The organism is Microcoleus sp. N9_B4, assembly GCF_036701635.1.
Taxonomy (GTDB): Bacteria; Cyanobacteriota; Cyanobacteriia; order Cyanobacteriales; family Microcoleaceae; genus Microcoleus.
In genome coordinates this window covers 43116-61023 of record NZ_JAUBRC010000027.1, presented here as the reverse complement: position 1 = coordinate 61023, position 17908 = coordinate 43116, and the positions used below count along the sequence as shown (strand labels likewise).

The window sequence follows — 17908 nt, the reverse complement described above, 5'->3', positions numbered from 1 at the left end:
ATCTCAAACCCTTGATTTAACGCCCTTGAGTGCATAAGTTCTGTTAAAGATAGAGTTGTCTCCGTAATTATGCTGTGTGACACCCTAGGATGCGGAATCTGGGTTCTCGCGAGTTCTGTACGGGCAGAAGTACGATCGCACTTTTGCCCCTGCGTCTAAAAATTCTGGCGAGAGTCAATGCGACGGTCGAGGCTGGAAGTGCAGCCACCCAAAATTCGATTCAAGGCCCAAGGCATCCGGGTTCAATGCGATAAAAATGCCACCAACAGGCAATAAACTTGAAAAATACTGTAAAAAAAGTTAAGAATCGGAAGCATACTTCAGATTTTTGATATCGGGCAAAGCAAGGTAGAAATCGATGAGCTTAAGAGAACGCATTGACGCAGAAATCAAAGCAGCCATGAAGTCCAAGGACAAGGTTCGCTTGGAAACTGTTCGCGGCATCAAGAAATTTATTCTCGAAAAAGAAGTCAGCCTTCGTCCTTCCGGGCAAGAAACGCTGACAGAAGCTCAAGAAATGGAAATTTTGATGCAAATAGCCAAACAGCGCCGGGATTCGATCGAACAATACCGCAAAGGTGGCCGCGAAGATTTAGTGGCACAAGAAGAAGCGGAGTTAGCAATTGTTGAAGAGTATTTGCCACCCCAGATGTCAGACGAAGAGGTGAGTCAAGTCGTTGACGAAGTGATTGCCTCAGTTGGCGCTACTTCTGCAAAGGATATGGGCAAGGTGATGGGCAAGGCAATGCAGCAGCTTAAGGGCAAAGCAGACGGTAACAGAATTCAAGACATGGTGAAAGCAAAGCTTAGTCCTTAGTCCTTAGTCATTAGTCATTAGTCAGTAGTCAGTCGTCAGTAGACATCTCCCATAAATAATCTCAAGCTTTATAGAGATGTATGGCCTAAGCCCAGGGGCGACAATTTACAGCAGATTCCACGTTTATGAAGTACCCCCGCCTATCGTTCTATCCCCGTAGGGACACGGCGAAAGCCTTTGTCCCAACACTTCATCAACCTGGAATACGCTGTATTAGGGCTAAGGCCCAAAAACCCGGTTTCTACGAAAAATCGTGCATTTCTCCCTTGAGATACTGACGCAGAAACCGGGTTTTTGATCGGATCTGCGGGTTGCAACCTCTGTATTTTCGTGAAAAAACCCGGTTTCTGACCATCCTTGCGTCCAAGAATGTCAAAAAAATGTAAAATACTAACTTTGGTCGGGACTGGAGACTACAGATAGTGAAGTATGCTCAAGAGCATTAAAGACTTAGTATTACTAAGTCTGTGAGCGATCGTCTATTTTTTAACAGTTTCTACTTAAACTTATGCAGCCACCTATTGCTATTGGAACTCTCCTACAAAACCGCTACCGCTTGGTGAATATTTTAGGTCAAGGAGGATTTGGCCGGACTTATTTAGTAGAAGATTTGGGACGGTTTCAAGAACGCTGCGCCCTGAAGGAATTGATTCCGGTGCAAAGCGGGCCATACGTTTTGGAAAAATCGAAGGAATTGTTTCAAAGAGAGGCGGCAATACTTTACCAAATTGGGCACCCACAAATTCCCCAGTTTCGGGCAATATTTGAAGAGAACCAGCGTTTGTTTTTAGTGCAGGATTACGTGGAAGGGATGACTTACCGCGAACTGTTGCTCGATCGAACTTCAAATGGTCGCAGCTTCACCGAAGCCGAAGTCTTGGTATTTATCCGGCAAATGCTGCCGGTACTCGCTCACATCCACGCCCGCGGCATCATCCACCGCGACATCTCCCCAGAAAATATAATTCGGCGCGAAAACGACCAGTTGCCGGTGCTGATTGACTTTGGAGTGGTAAAAGAACTTGCCACCAAAGTCCAGTCTCCCGAAGGAACAGCCCACGCGACAACAGTGGGTAAAATCGGCTACGCGCCGATGGAACAGTTGCAAAGCGGGCGGGCAACAGCCAGCAGCGACCTCTACGCTTTAGCTGTAACGGCGATCGTCCTGCTGACAGGCAAAGAACCGCAGGAATTGCTCGATCAAACAACGCTGCAGTGGAATTGGCAGCAGCAAGCGCAGGTGAGCACGGGTTTGGCTTTGGTGCTGAATCGGATGTTGAGTCGGTCTCCGGGCGATCGATATCAATCTGTCAGCGAAGTCGCCCAAGCACTCGACGGCCAAACAAATCCTAAACCTAGCCAGCCAACTGTACCGCCCGCGCCAGCAGTGGTGCCGACAAACCCTTCGCTAATAGCAACGGTGGCCGTGGGCAGGCCGCCAGAGCCCGCCGCCCAGAGTTCCCACCCGCAAAAAAACCAGCCAGACCCGTTAATTGAGCCTGCTGCCGACACTTTTTGGGACAATCCCATTGCTGCGATCGGACTGCTGGCGGGCTTAGTAATCTTGACGGGCTTCGGTTCCTGGGCTTTAGTCGGCTCATTTCTCAACAATTCGCGCCCCAAACCCACTCCGACACCGCCAGCACTCACAAGTCCAACGCCGACACTAACTCCGATACCAAACCCGCTACCTTTGCCAACCCCAACCCCGCAACCTTTGCCAACCCCAAGCCCAGAACCTTTGCCGGAACCAAGCCCAGAACCTTTGCCGGAACCAAGCCCAGAACCTTTGCCGGAACCAAGCCCAGAACCTTTGCCAGAACAAAGCCCAGAACCTTTGCCGGAACCGAACCCAGAACCTTTGCCAGAACCGAGCCCAGAACCAAGCCCAGCGCCAACTCCGACACCAAAACCGACGCCTGCGCCAACTCCTGCGCCCAAACCGACCCCCAAACCGACGCCCGCACCAACTCCCGCACCCAAACCGACGCCCGCGCCGTCGCCAACACCAGCACCAACACCCGCGCCAACACCGGAACCGGCGCCAACACCCGCGCCGTCGCCGGAACCGGCCCCAACACCCGCACCATCGCCGGAACCGGCCCCAACTCCTGCACCGTCGCCGGAACCGGAACCCGCGCCGTCACCGGAACCAGCACCAACACCCGCACCATCGCCAGAACTCTAAACTTCTGGCAAAATTCCCCTAGACTGAGGTTGATGCCAATTAATTGTTAGCTATTTGCCAATGAACTCGCTGCTAATTGCTGGAACTGATACCGACGCGGGCAAAACTGTTTTGACCAGCGCTCTGGCTGCTTATTGGCAAATGTATTTTCCCGATCGCAGTTTGGGAATTATGAAACTCATGCAAACGGGAACGGGCGATCGCGAACTCTACACCCGTTTGTTTTCCCTCGACCAATCCCCCGAAGAACTCAATCCGCTGCACTTTGATGCGCCACTAGCACCGCCGATTGCTGCGGAACGGGAGGGGAGACGTATCGAACTCGAAAAGGTCTGGACGGCTTGGCAAAGCCTCTCGGAGCGCAAGGATTTTGTGTTGGTGGAAGCTTTGGGAGGACTCGGTTCGCCTGTAACGTGGGAACTGACGGTGGCCGATATTGCCAGGGATTGGCGGCTGAGAGGGGTTTTGGTAGTACCTGTGAGGTTGGGGGCGATCGGGCAAGCTGTGGCGAATGTTGCTCTCGCCAGACACGCTGGTTTTAAGCTCAGAGGAATTGTGCTCAATTGCGTTAAAGCTTATTCTGAACAAGAAATTGCCGATTTAGCGCCCGTTGATTTGATCCAGTCGCTGACTCAAATACCTGTGTTGGGTATTTTGCCGCATTTAGATGACCCGACTGACCTTGCTAAATTAGCTAAAATTGCTTCAGATTTAGATTTGGAACGCTTATTGCCGGGGGTTAATCTAGTTCCTCAGACTTCTAAATAACCCTATTCTCAACACCTCTCTTTCTCGTTCTTCTCTTCCTCTGCGTACTCTGCGTCCTCTGCGGTTCATAAAAAAATCTCCGGCACAACAATTCAGATAGGATTGAAGAAGATTTCCTTTTAACCGCAGAGAGCGCAGTGAAAAAGCAGAGAGAGTTTCACAACTTATTCTGGGTTGCTATAATTAGTGATTACCATTTATTAAGTGATTAAATCTAAAACCTCATCAAAAAAAAGGAGAATAAAACATGGTTTCTACTTTACCGAATTTAACCTCTGTCGATTTATCTCAATTGCGGCTGGAGATTAGAAAATTGCAGCCTCAGCTAGTCGAATGGCGTCGCCTTTTGCACCAAAAACCGGAGTTGAGTTTTGATGAAAATTTAACGGCGCAGTTTATCTCACAAAAGTTGCAGGAATGGGGCATAGATCATGAAACTAATATTGCTAAAACTGGTATTGTCGCCACTATAGACAGCGGCAAACCGGGGCGGGTTTTGGCAATTCGAGCTGATATGGATGCTTTGCCTATTCAAGAAGAAAATGAGGTGGATTATCGATCGCAGCATGATGGAATTATGCACGCTTGCGGCCACGACGGCCACACTGCGATCGCCCTCGGTACTGTCTGTTATCTTGCCAAGCACAAACACAGCTTTTCGGGTAAAGTAAAATTTATCTTTCAGCCCGCCGAAGAAGGGCCAGGAGGCGCAAAACCGATGATTGAAGCGGGAGTTTTGAAGAATCCTGATGTTGATGCGATCGTCGGCTTGCATTTGTGGAACAATCTACCTTTAGGCACTGTAGGCGTCCGCAGCGGCGCGCTGATGGCTGCTGTCGAAGTTTTTGACTGCACGATTTTTGGCAAAGGTGGACACGGCGCAATGCCACATCAGACTGTGGACTCGATCGTAGTTACAGCCCAAATTGTCAGCGCTTTGCAGGCAATTGTCGCGCGGAACATTGACCCGATCGACTCAGCGGTAGTAACTGTCGGCAAATTCCACGCAGGCCACACCCACAACGTCATTGCCGATACCGCTCAAATCGGTGGCACCGTGCGCTATTTCAATCCAGCATATCAAGGTTATTTTGCAAACCGAATCGAGCAATTAATTGCCGGAATTTGTCAGAGTCACGGGGCAAATTACCAATTAGATTATTGTGCGCTTTATCCGCCAGTTATTAATGATTCAAGAATAGCTGAATTGGTGCGCGACGTTGCAGAATCAGTTGTCGAAACTCCGGCGGGAATCGTGCCGGAATGTCAAACAATGGGCGGCGAGGATATGTCGTTCTTTTTGCAAGAAGTCCCCGGTTGTTATTTCTTTTTGGGTTCAGCAAATCCAGAGAAAAACTTGGCTTACCCGCACCATCACCCGCGTTTTGACTTTGATGAAACTGCGCTGGGGATGGGTGTAGAAATGTTTGTGCGGTGTGTGGAAAAGTTTTGTGCGAATCAATGAAAGATTGTGTCATCCGGTGGGGGCGGGTTTATGAGATTATTGATTTTAGGCAATGATAGTTTGTAAAACCCGCCCCTACAGCAATCATATCTATATTAACCCGATCTCTTGCACCCTCCGTCAAAAACCTGTAGGGGCGGGTTCACCAAAAGATTTAAAGAATGCAGACAGCTTAAATAAACCCGCCCCCACCCCACGCGAGAGTCTTTTTACCGAGTTTGAAAGATATTCTGCACCATTTTTTTATCTACACTTGCCGCCGCCTTATCCAATTCGGCAATCTCCCCGGAGTCTAACTCCCACCCCAAAGCACCAATATTATCCCTCGCCTGTGCCGCAGATTTCGCCCCCGGAATCGGAATAGTTTCTTTGCAGATGCACCAGTTGATTGCTACCTGCGAAACAGTCTTGTTTCTGAATGTCGCTATTTCTCGCAAACATTCCAAAAGCGATCGCATTCCCGGAAGTAGCTGCTTGCACGCCAAACCTCGGATACCTTTAGGAATAGAGCCATTTTCCGAGTATTTACCAGTCAGCAACCCCAAGGCTAGAGGACTGTAAGCAATCATTTTAATCCCCAATTCATCGCAAACATCTTTCAATCCGAGTTCTGTCACCGGATAGGTAGAAAGTAGCGAATATTGCACTTGTAAAGTAACAATAGGAATTTGGCGCAAGCTAAATCTTTGATGCACCCATTTCAGCCGTTTCGGCCCGTAATTAGACAAGCCCACTCCTTTGACCAATCCTTGCTCATAAAGGTCAGCCAAACCATCTAAAAGAGCCCCCTCTTGCCAAGGAGCGTAATTAGCTGTAGACCAGTGCATTTGCACCAAATCTACATTTTTTTCGAGGCGCGCCGCAGAGGCTTTGCAAGCCGATATCATTGATTGTCGCGTCAGCCTCCAAGGATAAGCAGCCAGTTTTGTGGCAATACAAATACTGTCTTTATTTGCACCTTGATATTGTTGAGAAAACTGCCCCAAAAGCTGTTCGCTGCGTCCACTTAATTTCCCTGTTCCGTAAGAGTCGCCGGTATCGAATAAACTGACACCGTTACTAACACAAAGATTGAAAACCGCTTGCAATTCGTCGTCCATACTTTCATTGTAGCCCCAGAGGAATCTGTTGCCCCAGGCCCAAGTGCCGCAGCCCATTTTTGGCAGTAAAATTTTTTGGTTAGTTGGCATTTTTATTGATGGTTGTTATATTAACTCCGGTTAAACTGACATCTTGCCCCTCTGTTAGGAACAGGCAAGATGCCTGTTCCACAAAGAGTGGATTTTATTGTGGGCTGTTGCTTTGAGCAACGCCCCTCAGAGCCTTATTGTTGTAAAACCCGCCCCTCCGAATTAATGGTTTCTAACTAATGACTAATGACTGATGACTGATGACTCTTTAATTCTTTTACGTGGTTGGTGATGGCGAAGGTGCGGTGTTTTTGGTAGGTTGCTCTGGCTTAGCTTTGGGGTCTGGTTTGGGTGGCGTAGGTGGAGGGAAAGTCGCCGCACGTCTGGGTATTGGTAGCGCTGTTCGGAATGCAGAAGATGGGAAGAAAGCACTAAATTGAGACAGTCGATGGGCGAGGGGTTCTGGTGCATATTCCCACAAGCTTTCGTAGTAGAAGAAAGCGACGCCTAATCCGTATTCTTGGACTGCTTGCACCTGAGATTTAATTTGCTGAATCGGTACTGGGTTATTTCTCAAACCTGTCATAATCCCAACTCCGGTGGGAATTTTTTGCTGTGCTTCTTGCATTTCTGGACGGTTAAGCTTGTCTACAAATGATTCTAGATTGGAACGGTAGACTTGCACGATTAGCTCGTCGGCAATATCCAAACGCACCCAAGTCAGCCAATCTTGTAGGTGATGTTTGTAAGCAAACTCGTAGTAATTGGGAGAAATTGAGAAAATGGCATGGGGTTTTACTGCTTTGACGGATTGATTTAGCTGCGACATAAAAGCGGTAATTTTATTGGCTCGCCACTGCACCCATGCTGGGTTTTGAAAATCTTTCGGCGGAGCTTTTTTTGTTTCTTTGGTATACAAAGCAACTGTGTACTCATCGTATCCAAATTCAGACGGCAAACTCATGTGATCGTCAAATTGAATGCCGTCGGCGTTGTATTGAGTGGTGATTTCTAGTACGAGTTCGGTAATGAATTGCTGAACTTCGGGATGAAAGGGATTGAGCCAAACTACTTCGCCACCTGCACCGATTGATGTTTGGCTGCCGTCCTGTTTTTGGGTCAGCCAATCGGGATGATTTGAAGCTAATTCTGATGTGGGAGGAGCCATAAAACCAAACTCAAACCAAGGAATTACTAACAGCCCTTGGCGGTGAGCTTGAGCGATTAAATCTCCGATCATATCCTGTCCCTCTAACCCTCTGTAAACAAAGGGTTGAATGTCTCTTTGCTGCGCTACATTGCTGGGATACATTGCATAGCCAGAATTCCAGACAACGGGATAGATTGTGTTGAAATTTAACCGTTTTAGTTTGCTGACAGCATCTCCTAGTTTGCGACGATCTCTGAGGATGTCTTTGTCGTTTGTCGTCATCCAAACGCCGCGAATTTCCTGGCGGGGTGGCTGGGCGATCGCCGGAATGAAGTTGTTCGCCAGCAATACTATAATGAATGAGAGGGCAAACAGAAGCGGGAAAAGAGTTTTAATCGATCGCTGCCAACTGCGCGGAATGATGCGTAATGTCATAGTTTTGAATGGTGAGTTAGCTATTGAAACACACCCCGGCATAATTTGGTGATAAAATTTGCTCGCTCTACAGTCTACAGCCATTGGCGCTGAATGTGGAATCGGTTAACTGAAATGGGTGAATTGATGTGCTGCGATCGCAACTGAGCCAAGTATAATTTGCGATACAGAGGGTAAGTCAGAGGATTCTGTCTAACTGCTGGGAAATCATTCATTACGCACTGCAAGCTCTCCTTACCGGACAGTTTGGCCCAAGGAGTGCGAGTGCTGTACAATATTGGTGCTGGAACATTTCGATCGAACATCTGTAATTGTGAAACATTTAGTGTTAATTGGCGGCGGTCACAGTCATGCTATTGTATTAAAAATGTTCGGTATCAACCCGCTGCCGGGAGTGCGTTTGACTCTGATTAGCGACGTGCTGCACGCGCCTTATTCGGGGATGCTGCCGGGACACGTTGCCGGGTTTTACGATTATGATGAATGTCACATCGATTTGCGATCGCTCGCGGAATTTGCCGGATGTCAAATATTAATCGATCGGGCGATCGCGATCGACCTTAACAAAAATTTAGTGATTTGTCAAACTCACCCTCCGGTTAATTTTGATTTGCTTTCGGTGGATATCGGCAGCACTCCTGCGACTTTATCTGTACCGGGTGCCGCAGAATATGCAATTGCAGCTAAACCCGTACCGGAGTTTTTAGCTAGCTGGAATCAGTTAATTTCCCAAAGGCAAAATCATCCCCAAAAACCGCTGCGGATAGCGATTGTAGGCGGCGGTGCAGGCGGCGTAGAATTAGCATTAAATATGCAATCTCGATTGGGGAAGGAAGAGAGAAGAAGGAAGAAGGAAGAAGGAAGAGGGAAGAAGGAAGAGGGAAGAAGGAAGAGGGAAGAAAATTTAGAAAATTTATCATCAGAAATTCATTTGTTTCATAGCGGTGCTGAATTAATGCCGGGACATAACAAACGGGTGCGTCGCCGCCTGAAAGAAATTTTGATTAGTCGTGGGATTAAACTGCATTTAATGGAAAAAGTTAGTGCTATAGAAAAGCCAGAAACGATTGACATAGAAGATAATCAAGAATGCCCGATGCCCAATGCCCAATGCCCAATGCCCAATGCCCACATTTCCTGTAAATCAGGTTTAGAATTAGAGTGCGAGATCATTTTTTGGGTAACACAAGCATCGGCTGCCAATTGGATAAGAGAATCCGGTTTAGCAACCGACTTAAACGGCTTTATGCAAGTCAACGATTGCCTGCAATCAGTCTCTCACCCCAACGTATTTGCGGCTGGCGATATCGCTGCGATGGTTAATTATCCCCGTCCCAAAGCAGGCGTATTTGCCGTGCGTCAGGGCAAACCGCTGTTTGAAAATTTGCAGCAGTTTTTATTGGAAAAACCGCTGAAACCATTTGCACCACAAGAACAATACTTAGGGTTAATTGGTACTGGGAATAAAAGGGCGATCGCATCTCGCGGATCTTTCATGTGGGAATCGGCGCTGCTGTGGTACTGGAAAGATTGGATCGATCGCCAATTTATGCAAAAATTTAGCAATCTACCCAAAACCCGCAATACCAGATAGCAATACATTCAGATATTCTCCTCTCTTCCTCTGCCTCCTCTGCGGTAAATAAAAAAAGTCTTATTCAAAAACCCTTTAAGCTTGCTATAGTAATATCAGAAGTCAGAAAAACTAACTATGTTCAGAAAAATTGGATTTTGGCTGATTTGGATTGCATTTAGCACCTACGCCTTTGTATTTGCACCACCCGACAGCCCCGAAACTATCACACTAATTACCAATCTTTCCACAGGCAAAATAGCAGACATTAACCCTTTAATTGTAGCTTTATTCAACATCATGGGAGTGTGGCCGCTCATCTACAGTTGCGTCTTATTTGCTGACGGCAGGGGCCAGAAAATACCTGCATGGTTATTTGCCGTGTTATCCTTTGGCGTGGGCGCCTTTGCCTTGCTACCTTATTTAGCCCTGCGCGAACCTAATCCAGAATTTTCTGGTCATAAAAATATCTTTTTAAAGATATTAGACTCCCGTTTTACTGGAATTTTCTTAACATTGGCTGCTGCTGCTTTAGTTGCCTTTGGCTTGACAAAAGGCGATTGGTCGGATTTTATTGAACAGTGGCAAACCAGCCGTTTTATCCACGTAATGAGTTTAGATTTTTGTATGCTTTGCCTACTATTTCCTGCCTTATTAGGAGACGATATGGCGCGCCGAGGAATGCAGAAATCTACAGCATTTTGGGCAGTAACATTAGTACCGCTGTTCGGGCCGCTGGCTTATCTGTGTACGCGCAAACCGCTGCCGGCAACTAATACTGAAACTGTTACAAATTAGACAGCAGTGGAGGAAAATTTCAGTTTAATGTAGGAATCAATCACAAGTAATCAGACAAGAAACAGGCAAGATGCCTGCTTTACAATAAGTAAGTTTTATTGTGGGCCGTTGCTCCTAGTAGCCCGCCCATGAAACACTGATTACAAATAGTGCCAAATCTGAGTATTAATGTAAAAAATTATCTCCCAGTCTCTAGCAAATGAAAAAATTTCCTATTGTTGGCATCACCACATACAACCGCTGTCCAGCAGGTGAATATCGCTTAAATGGAACTTATATTGATGCAGTTCAGGCGGCTGGTGGCATTCCGATTTTACTGCCGCCCCATCAATTAGATCCGGCTAGTATTTTTGATGCAGTAGATGGTTTGATTTTTTCCGGCGGCGGAGATATCAACCCAGAACTTTATGGCGGTTATGTCGATCGCACTGTTTACTCGGTTAATGCAGAACGCGACAATTTTGAATTAAGCTTAGCAAAACTAGCTTTGAAGGCTGACATACCTGTATTGGGGATTTGCCGAGGAATGCAAATGTTGAACGTAGCCAGCGGTGGCAGTTTGGTGATTCACGTACCGGATGCTTACGGAGACGAGGTTAATCACGGATCGGGAATTCCCCCGCGTGCGATCGAGCATACCATTGAAATTGAACCCAACAGTCGGCTAGCAAAAATTATGGGAAAAACTTCAACAACAGTTGTTTCCTGGCATCATCAAGCAGTGCAGCAGGTAACATCCGATTGGCAAATAGTAGCCAATGCACCTGACACTTTGGTAGAAGCAATGGAACACTCCTCTCACCCTTGGATGATCGCAATTCAATGGCACCCAGAAATGTCGCCCAACTGTTCGTTTAACTCTCGAATTTTTCAGGCTTTCGTAGAAGCAGCAGCTTCAAGATTTATGAATTCTACCAAGTCAGCATCACAGGCAATTCCTACATTTTTATAGTCACTTATTCTTGATAGTCAGTATCTATTTCAATATCCAGGGTATCTTCATCTATTCTGACATACAGAACATTCGGGCGACAGCAAACCTGACAATCTTCGATATAAGATTGCTCCATTCCGGCGCTGATATCAACAAAAGTTGTACTCGGTTCGCCGCAGAAAGCACAGTAATATTCAGCCGTTGTTTGCATTTTTCTCGCACTCTCTTTTTGTGACTTCGTGGCGGTAGCGAAACATATCTGTTAACCGCATTTCCACCCACCAACCTAACAGCAAATCGACAATCGGGCCGCCCGGTATCGAAAAGGCGATCGCATCTGTCAATCTAGTCTTGCCATTTTCTGCTGTAAACTCGTGTCGGTGAACCCAACGTGCCATCGGCCCCTCAGTTTGTTCATCAACAAACAAGCGATATTGTTCGCACTCAGTGTGAGTCGCCACCCATTTTACAGGAATCGGCCCCAATAACAGGCGAAATTCTGATACCGCACCCACATCGAGTCCCCCTTCGCGGCGAATGATTTTCACCGGTTGCCAAGGCGGAGTCAAAAGTTGCAGAATATCCGGCCTTTCGTGAAAGTTCCAGACTGTTTCAACGGTGGCATTAATTAGGGATGAATATCGAAAATTAGGCATTTTCTAGATTAAGTTAAACAGTTATTTCCGATCGCGTTTCAGCATTTGCAGTATTATCCTCTGTATCAGTACAAACAGCAACAGTTAGTTTCAACCCCAAAGCATTCAGCCAACTTCCCAGATTGTAAATTGTATCGCTTCCTTGCTGCGACAGCAATTCATCCAGTTTTTTTAAGTGCAATTCATATTCTTCAGGAGTCATTTTCGGTTGACCCAAAGCTTCTGCTACATCGCCTAGAGCAAGTCTGAGCAATGCTTCGTCAGGTTCTTCGCCTTCATCTAATTCAAAATGAGTTTCGAGATAGACTGCCGCATAGCTGGGGCTTTTTAGCCGTGCCATCAAAAAGTCGTGATACGGTAAACTTTTAGGCATTTTTTAACTCCTATAATCTGTCCAGTATTCTATTGCTTGGCGAATGTCTCGGTCTTGAGTGCTTTTATCTCCCCCCCACAGAAGAAGTATAATTGTTGTTCCTACTTGCCCAAAATAGATTCGGAAACCAGGGCCATAGTCTATCCTTAATTCAAATACTCCTTCTCCAACTGATTGACAATCTCCCAAATTCCCCAAAATAACTCGGTTAAGTCTTTTATCAATAATTGTTGAAATTTTGCTATCTCGGAGCGAATCATACCAGTTATCAAACGGCACTTGACCGTTTGAGGCAACATAACGCTGAATTTCCCTGGGTTGGACTTCTGCCATAATTGTATTATAGTATGTCGCTCCTCATCTTATCTTAAACCGATTGCTAAGGCGGAGTCAAAAGTTGCAGAATATCCGGCGTTTCGTGAAAGTTCCAGACTGCTTCCACGGTGGCCTTAATCAGCGACGAATATTTAAAATTGGGAATTGTATCCTTGGGCTAGACAGTTAAGTGCGTGAAGCGAAGCTATCCCGAAGGGAATCGTGTTTCAGCATTTGCAGTATTATCCTCTGTATCAGTACAAACAGCAACTGTTAGTTTCAATCTTTCGCATCCGCTATTTCTTAACTCGTCAACTGCAAATCCTTCGTCCTAAAATGACTCATCGCCTCAGCCAAATGCTTCTTCAGAGTCGCCTCCGGTAGCGGCCCTTTTAAATGACTCCAAGGCAAAACCTGATCCAATTCCCACTCTTGAAAAACATAAAAATCCATCTCCGGCAACTGTCCCCGCAACTCCTTAAACGCCCGCCGATAACTGCCCAAAGTATCGCCGTAATGCCGCACTAATTCCAACAGCCGAGACAACCGCCGATCACCCTTTGACAACAAACCCTGAATCACAGACCAGTTATAGCTTTCAGGTCTAAATTCTAAACCCAGCTTACGCAATTCTTTATCTAAAAACTTCAGCCTCTTCTCCGCATCTTTATTCACTCCAAACCACTGAAAAGGAGTGTGAGATTTCGGAACAAAAGTGCTGCATCCCAGAGTCAACCGCAAACCGGGAACAGCTTTTCTAATCGCCCGCATCATCGCCACCGTCTCCTCTAAATCCTCCATTTCTTCGCCGGGAATGCCCGCCATCCCGTAAAGTTTAATTCCCTTTAATCCGCCCGCCTTAGCATTGATAGCAGCTTGGATAATTTCGTCATTTGTAAGTTTTTTGTTAACGATTTTGCGGAGGCGATCGCTCCCGCTTTCCACTGCAATTGTCACCGATTTGCTGTCTCTGTTTGTCAATATTTCTGCCAATTTAACTGTCACCGTATTCGTCCTTACGGAAGAAAGACTGAGCCGCACGCCGTCGTATTTCGGATGATTCAAATGATCCAGCAACGCTTCAAATTCTGGGTGCTGAGTGACCGAAGCACCCAACAAACCCAAACGATTAGTCACAGCTAAACCGCGATCGATCGCCGGAATTAGCGAATCCTCCAAACTCGCAGTTCTAAACGGCAAAGTCAGATAACTTGCCAAACAAAAACGGCACATTTCTGGACAACTCCGAACCACTTCCACCATGTAAATATTTTCCCAAGCAGCTTTTTCTGTCACCACAGTGGAAGCAGATAAAGTATTGCCGCGATAAGTCTGTTTTTCAACCATACTGGGAATTCCCGAATCGACAGGCTGAATCGATTTAATACCCTCAGTGGCATCCAGATAAGTTACTTCGTACAAACTGGGGACGTAAACTCCCGGAACTTGGGCTAAATGCCGCAATTTAGTTTGTCTGTCGGCCGTACGGACTTCTTTATAAGCATCAATAAAATTGTCAATGAGATGTTCGCCATCTCCCAGCAAAATCACATCAAAAAAATCGGCAAAAGGTTCTGGATTCGCCGTAAAAACCGGGCCGCCGCCGAATACTATGGGGTGATTATCAGTTCGTTTAGAAGCCCAAATCGGAATTTCTAGAGATTCCAATAAATTTAGAATATTTACATAGTCTAGTTCCCAAGAAAGCGAAAATCCCAGTAATTCTGGATGTCGAGGAAGTTGTTCACGGATATCAGTAAATAAACGGCTGACTTCAATATCCGATCGCACAGCCAAAGTTGCCCACACTATCTGATAGCCGAGACTGGTAATACCCACCGTGTACTCGTTGGGAAAAGCAAAAATAGTCGGGATAGCATCACCATCCGGGGTTGCTGGGGCAAATAGTAAGCGTTCTTGGGCAAATTGATTAGGAGTCATCCGATTTTAGATTTTAGATTTTAGATTTTAGATTAAGGAATTTCTCCCACGGATAAATCCGGGGGTTTATGACCAAATTGCTTTTGGTCGCGGGCAAGTTTAGCCTTAGCAATAAAAAATATAATTATAGCTCATAAATGACTCTAACCTGAAGTTGACACCTAGACCTTCTGCTAACAGACAACTGACAAATGACCGAAAGCAATTGCTTGTGAGGCCGCCGGATTCATCAATGGATCAGCAAAAAAAGCTCGGCATCCGATAAACCTGAGAACGCTACAACCCGTGGGTGGTTAATCTAAAATCTAAAATCTAAAATCTAAAATCTAAAATCGATTGACTTGTTGAAAGTTACTCTGAAATAGAATCGCCATCGTCTTGCCTTCTCGGCGGCGGTGCACTGTGAAAAGTTGCAATCAGCAAACAGATAATCCCAGCATTAATAAACACATCCGCCAGATTAAATACCGGGAACCGAATCAGCCGAAAATCGATAAAATCTACAACGTGGCCCGAAATAAACCGATCGATCCCGTTCCCCAGTGCTCCCCCCAAAATCAAACCGTAGCCAGCTTGTTCCCAGCGGTTAATTCGCGGCCCGAACCAAGCCAGCACAATCAATCCCACACTAACGCCCAAAGACAGCCAGCGCAACCAAATCGCGCCGCCATTGCTGAACAGACTAAAAGCTGCACCAGTATTAACAACATAAGTGAAGTGAAACACCCCGGGTAACAGCGGCTGCGTCTGCGGAGGAACCGTCAAGTCAAAATTTTGTACCACCCAAAACTTAGTCAGGTGGTCTAAAACTAAACTGATAACAGCAGCAACCCAGAACAAGGGATTTCTTTTAAAACGCATGAATTAAGCAATAGAAAATGGGGCATCGGGCATGAGAGAAGTTACTCCAATCTCACGTGTCATTATGAGCAGAATGCAGTGCAGGAAAGCAATCCCACCCGCAGCGCGATGATTCTCCCGTTTCGCAATGTATAGTATAACCTTATTTTGCACAATTACCAGTTACCTCTTCCTTCTTCCTTCTTCCTTCTTCCTTCTTCCCTCTTCCTTCTTCCTCCTTCCTTCTTCCTTCGCAATTAATAAAACATCAAGCGGCGCAAAGTAAATGACAGCACTGCGATCGCACAAACTACCGCCAATTGTCCCGGCAGGGGATAAACCGAATATTTAAGAATCTCATCAAATAAAGGTGTTTTTTTTGCCGGAGGTAGCCAGTAAGTAACAATTAGATAAATTAAGCCGATCGCGTGAACAGTGAACAAACCGCACAAACAGCTAAAAGCCATAGATTCCAGCCGCGAAGCCACCTTAAAAGCCACCCAGCCGCACACCCAAGCACCAGGCACAAAACCCAGCAAATACCCAAAACTCGCTTCTTTGAGATAGCCGATGCCGCCGCCTTGAGAAAAAACTGGCCACAAAGTTAATCCTAATGCCAAATAAGCAATTTGCGAGAGAGCCGCAGCATTTTTCCCCCCCATGCAGCCTACTAGCAAGACGGCTCCAATTTGATAGGTAACACCTAAAGAGTAGGCCTGAAGTCCTCGATCGTCCCACAACCCAATCGGAATTGTGACAGATGCAGGCAAAAAAGTGCCTCCTATAGTCAGGAGCAAACCAATAACAGCCCAGATTAGTTCAATAGGAGCAGGCATTATAGCAGAAGGAAGAAGGAAGACCGAAGTTGCAATTGACCGTTTATGTTTGTGCAATTAAGAACGTCCTCACCGTCAGGGCGGTTGCTATATCATCAAACGGCATTCTTCAGAATGTATTTGTCAGATGCAAGCTTCAATGCCCGCAGCTTTTAAATTCTTAATACTAGCACTACTGTCAAAATAACCACCATTGTACGGTTTTCTGGTTCTCAAGCCTGGATCTTGTGATAATTTAATGGGAAATTTTTCGCGATCGGGCGATCGACTGCTTGTTTCCGTACACATTTATCTTGCCTTTATCTTATAAAATCATACTTGTCAAGCTCATCAATTAATTAATAATATTAATTAATATTAAATTGGGATTAAGTGTAAAGATTCTTAACCTAATCTTTACTTTTGCGCGCTATGCTGATGCGGGACACCCCTATAACGATCGCAGATTTTTTATACCTATGCTTTTTCGTCTCAACTTGATTAATTCAAACCGTCTGACTACTGCAATTTCCGCTATGGCGATCGCCCTCAGTGTAGCAGCTTGCGGCGGCGAGACCACAACCACGGGCAGCAGCCCTAGCCCCGGTGACACCGCAGCATCACCCGTTGCAGCCACCGGCACAGCACCAAACACCAAACTCGCCCTCGCCTCAGACGTAGCCCTGACGGGTGCCGGCGCGTCATTCCCAGCACCCCTCTACCAGCGCTGGTTTCAAGATTTCAACACAACCAACCCCAAATTACAGATCAACTATCAGTCAGTGGGCAGCGGTGCCGGAGTCGAACAGTTTACCAAAGGTACGGTAGACTTTGGAGCCAGCGACACCGCAATGAAAGACGAGGAAATTGGGAAGGTGCCAGCGGACAAAGGCGTGCTCTTGCTGCCGATGTCGGCTGGCAGCATCGTGATCGCCTACAACCTGCCTGACGTACCCGAACTGAAGTTGCCAAGAGACGTTTACACAAATATCTTCTTGGGGAACATCACCAAGTGGAATGACCCCAAAATTGCTGCTGCTAACCCGGGCGCTAAACTGCCAGACCAAAATATCACAGTTGTACACCGTTCTGACGGCAGTGGTACGACAGACGTATTCACAAAACACCTCAGCGCCATCAGTCCAGAATGGAAAGAAAAAGTAGGGGAAGGCAAGACAGTAGAGTGGCCTTCTGCAGGTAAGATTGGCGGCAAGGGGAATGAAGGTGTCACGGCTTCTATTCAACAAACAGTTGGCGCTATAGGCTACATTGAGTACGGCTACGCCAAGAACAACAATATCAAGTTTGCTGCCCTGGAAAATAAAGCCGGCAATTTTGTAGTCTACACAGACGCAGCGGGGGCAAAAACCCTTGAAGCAGTGGTACTACCGGAAAATCTCCGGGCGTTCATTCCCGATCCGGAAGGGGCAGAGTCCTATCCTATTGTTAGCTACACTTGGATGCTCGTACCCAAAACTGTTGCTGACCCCAACAAAGCCAAAGCAATCGAGGCCATGATTGAATACGGCTTGAATGAAGGTCAAAAGGTCAGCCCTGAATTGGGCTACGTTCCTCTGCCCCAAAACGTTAAAGAAAAAGTAGCCGCGGCTGCTGACGGCATCAGCCCAGACTACAAGATTGAGGTTGCCAAATAGTAATTGTTGACTGTTGACTGTTGACTGTTGACTGTTGACTGTTGGAAAAAAGGGA

Annotated in this window: 19 protein-coding genes and 1 pseudogene; 8 read left to right on the top strand and 12 right to left on the bottom strand. The window is 46.5% G+C overall.

Annotated features, from left to right (window positions below; genetic code table 11):
* The first annotated feature begins 358 nt into the window (after nt 1-358).
* The 4 genes from QUA43_RS18710 (at nt 359) to QUA43_RS18695 (ending at nt 5238) form a co-directional block, all read left to right on the top strand.
* Nucleotides 359-817: a GatB/YqeY domain-containing protein gene (locus tag QUA43_RS18710; RefSeq protein WP_333375823.1), complete on the top strand. Its 459-nt coding sequence runs from the start codon at nt 359-361 to the stop codon at nt 815-817.
* 508 nt (nt 818-1325) lie between these two features.
* Nucleotides 1326-3005, top strand: coding sequence for a protein kinase domain-containing protein (locus tag QUA43_RS18705; RefSeq protein WP_333375822.1), 1680 nt, complete (start codon nt 1326-1328; stop codon nt 3003-3005).
* 60 nt (nt 3006-3065) lie between these two features.
* The gene (bioD, locus tag QUA43_RS18700) at nt 3066-3773 is read left to right on the top strand and encodes a dethiobiotin synthase (protein ID WP_333375821.1); all 708 of its coding nucleotides are present in this window, start codon (nt 3066-3068) and stop codon (nt 3771-3773) included.
* A gap of 247 nt (nt 3774-4020) precedes the next feature.
* Entirely contained in the window at nt 4021-5238 is a 1218-nt protein-coding gene (locus QUA43_RS18695; RefSeq protein WP_333375820.1) for a M20 family metallopeptidase, read from the top strand.
* A gap of 209 nt (nt 5239-5447) precedes the next feature.
* On the opposite strand, the gene QUA43_RS18690 is transcribed toward QUA43_RS18695, so the two are convergent.
* From QUA43_RS18690 to QUA43_RS18680, 3 genes are all read right to left on the bottom strand, one after another.
* Nucleotides 5448-6428, bottom strand: coding sequence for an aldo/keto reductase (locus QUA43_RS18690; RefSeq protein WP_333375819.1), 981 nt, complete (start codon nt 6426-6428; stop codon nt 5448-5450).
* 217 nt (nt 6429-6645) lie between these two features.
* Nucleotides 6646-8037 carry a glycoside hydrolase family 10 protein gene (locus QUA43_RS18685; protein ID WP_333375818.1) on the bottom strand — a complete coding sequence of 464 codons (1392 nt, stop codon included), beginning with the start codon at nt 8035-8037 and terminating at the stop codon, nt 6646-6648.
* The gene (locus QUA43_RS18680) at nt 8028-8258 is read right to left on the bottom strand and encodes a hypothetical protein (RefSeq protein WP_333375817.1); all 231 of its coding nucleotides are present in this window, start codon (nt 8256-8258) and stop codon (nt 8028-8030) included. Before QUA43_RS18680 ends, QUA43_RS18685 begins: the two co-directional genes overlap by 10 nt.
* 8 nt (nt 8259-8266) lie before the next feature.
* On the opposite strand from QUA43_RS18680, the gene QUA43_RS18675 reads away from it, so the two are divergent.
* From QUA43_RS18675 to QUA43_RS18665, 3 genes are all read left to right on the top strand, one after another.
* Complete coding sequence (locus tag QUA43_RS18675) at nt 8267-9547, top strand: FAD-dependent oxidoreductase (protein ID WP_333375816.1); 1281 nt, start codon at nt 8267-8269, stop codon at nt 9545-9547.
* A 117-nt stretch (nt 9548-9664) separates the two neighbouring features.
* Nucleotides 9665-10324 carry a DUF2834 domain-containing protein gene (locus QUA43_RS18670; protein ID WP_333375815.1) on the top strand — a complete coding sequence of 220 codons (660 nt, stop codon included), beginning with the start codon at nt 9665-9667 and terminating at the stop codon, nt 10322-10324.
* Between the two features lie 199 nt (nt 10325-10523).
* A complete protein-coding gene (locus QUA43_RS18665; protein ID WP_333375814.1) occupies nt 10524-11276 on the top strand; it encodes a gamma-glutamyl-gamma-aminobutyrate hydrolase family protein in 753 nt (250 codons plus the stop codon).
* Nucleotides 11277-11280: 4 nt separating this feature from the next.
* Here the strand turns inward: QUA43_RS18665 and QUA43_RS18660 are convergent, their stop codons facing one another.
* The 9 genes and pseudogenes from QUA43_RS18660 to QUA43_RS18620 all read right to left on the bottom strand — a co-directional run bounded on the left by QUA43_RS18660 (nt 11281) and on the right by QUA43_RS18620 (nt 16507).
* Nucleotides 11281-11469, bottom strand: a complete 189-nt coding sequence (locus QUA43_RS18660; protein ID WP_015176827.1) for a CPXCG motif-containing cysteine-rich protein — start codon at nt 11467-11469, stop codon at nt 11281-11283.
* Entirely contained in the window at nt 11453-11914 is a 462-nt protein-coding gene (locus QUA43_RS18655; RefSeq protein WP_333375813.1) for an SRPBCC family protein, read from the bottom strand. The genes QUA43_RS18660 and QUA43_RS18655 overlap by 17 nt, the downstream gene beginning before the upstream one ends.
* Before the next feature lie 13 nt (nt 11915-11927).
* Nucleotides 11928-12287 (bottom strand): transcriptional regulator, encoded by a 360-nt coding sequence (locus tag QUA43_RS18650; protein WP_333375812.1) that lies wholly within the window; start codon nt 12285-12287, stop codon nt 11928-11930.
* Nucleotides 12288-12290: 3 nt separating this feature from the next.
* Nucleotides 12291-12620, bottom strand: coding sequence for a type II toxin-antitoxin system RelE/ParE family toxin (locus tag QUA43_RS18645; RefSeq protein WP_333375811.1), 330 nt, complete (start codon nt 12618-12620; stop codon nt 12291-12293).
* A gap of 49 nt (nt 12621-12669) precedes the next feature.
* Nucleotides 12670-12768 (bottom strand): annotated as a pseudogene (locus tag QUA43_RS18640) (SRPBCC family protein); the annotation flags it as partial.
* A 137-nt stretch (nt 12769-12905) separates the two neighbouring features.
* Nucleotides 12906-14543: a radical SAM protein gene (locus QUA43_RS18635; protein WP_333375810.1), complete on the bottom strand. Its 1638-nt coding sequence runs from the start codon at nt 14541-14543 to the stop codon at nt 12906-12908.
* 351 nt (nt 14544-14894) lie between these two features.
* On the bottom strand, nt 14895-15404 hold the full coding sequence (lspA, locus tag QUA43_RS18630) for a signal peptidase II (protein ID WP_333375809.1): 510 nt from the start codon (nt 15402-15404) through the stop codon (nt 14895-14897).
* A gap of 236 nt (nt 15405-15640) precedes the next feature.
* A complete protein-coding gene (locus QUA43_RS18625; protein WP_333375808.1) occupies nt 15641-16219 on the bottom strand; it encodes a biotin transporter BioY in 579 nt (192 codons plus the stop codon).
* A gap of 123 nt (nt 16220-16342) precedes the next feature.
* Nucleotides 16343-16507, bottom strand: a complete 165-nt coding sequence (locus QUA43_RS18620) for a hypothetical protein (RefSeq protein WP_333375807.1) — start codon at nt 16505-16507, stop codon at nt 16343-16345.
* A 170-nt stretch (nt 16508-16677) separates the two neighbouring features.
* On the opposite strand from QUA43_RS18620, the gene pstS reads away from it, so the two are divergent.
* A complete protein-coding gene (pstS, locus tag QUA43_RS18615; RefSeq protein WP_333375806.1) occupies nt 16678-17853 on the top strand; it encodes a phosphate ABC transporter substrate-binding protein PstS in 1176 nt (391 codons plus the stop codon).
* The last annotated feature ends 55 nt before the right edge of the window (nt 17854-17908 follow it).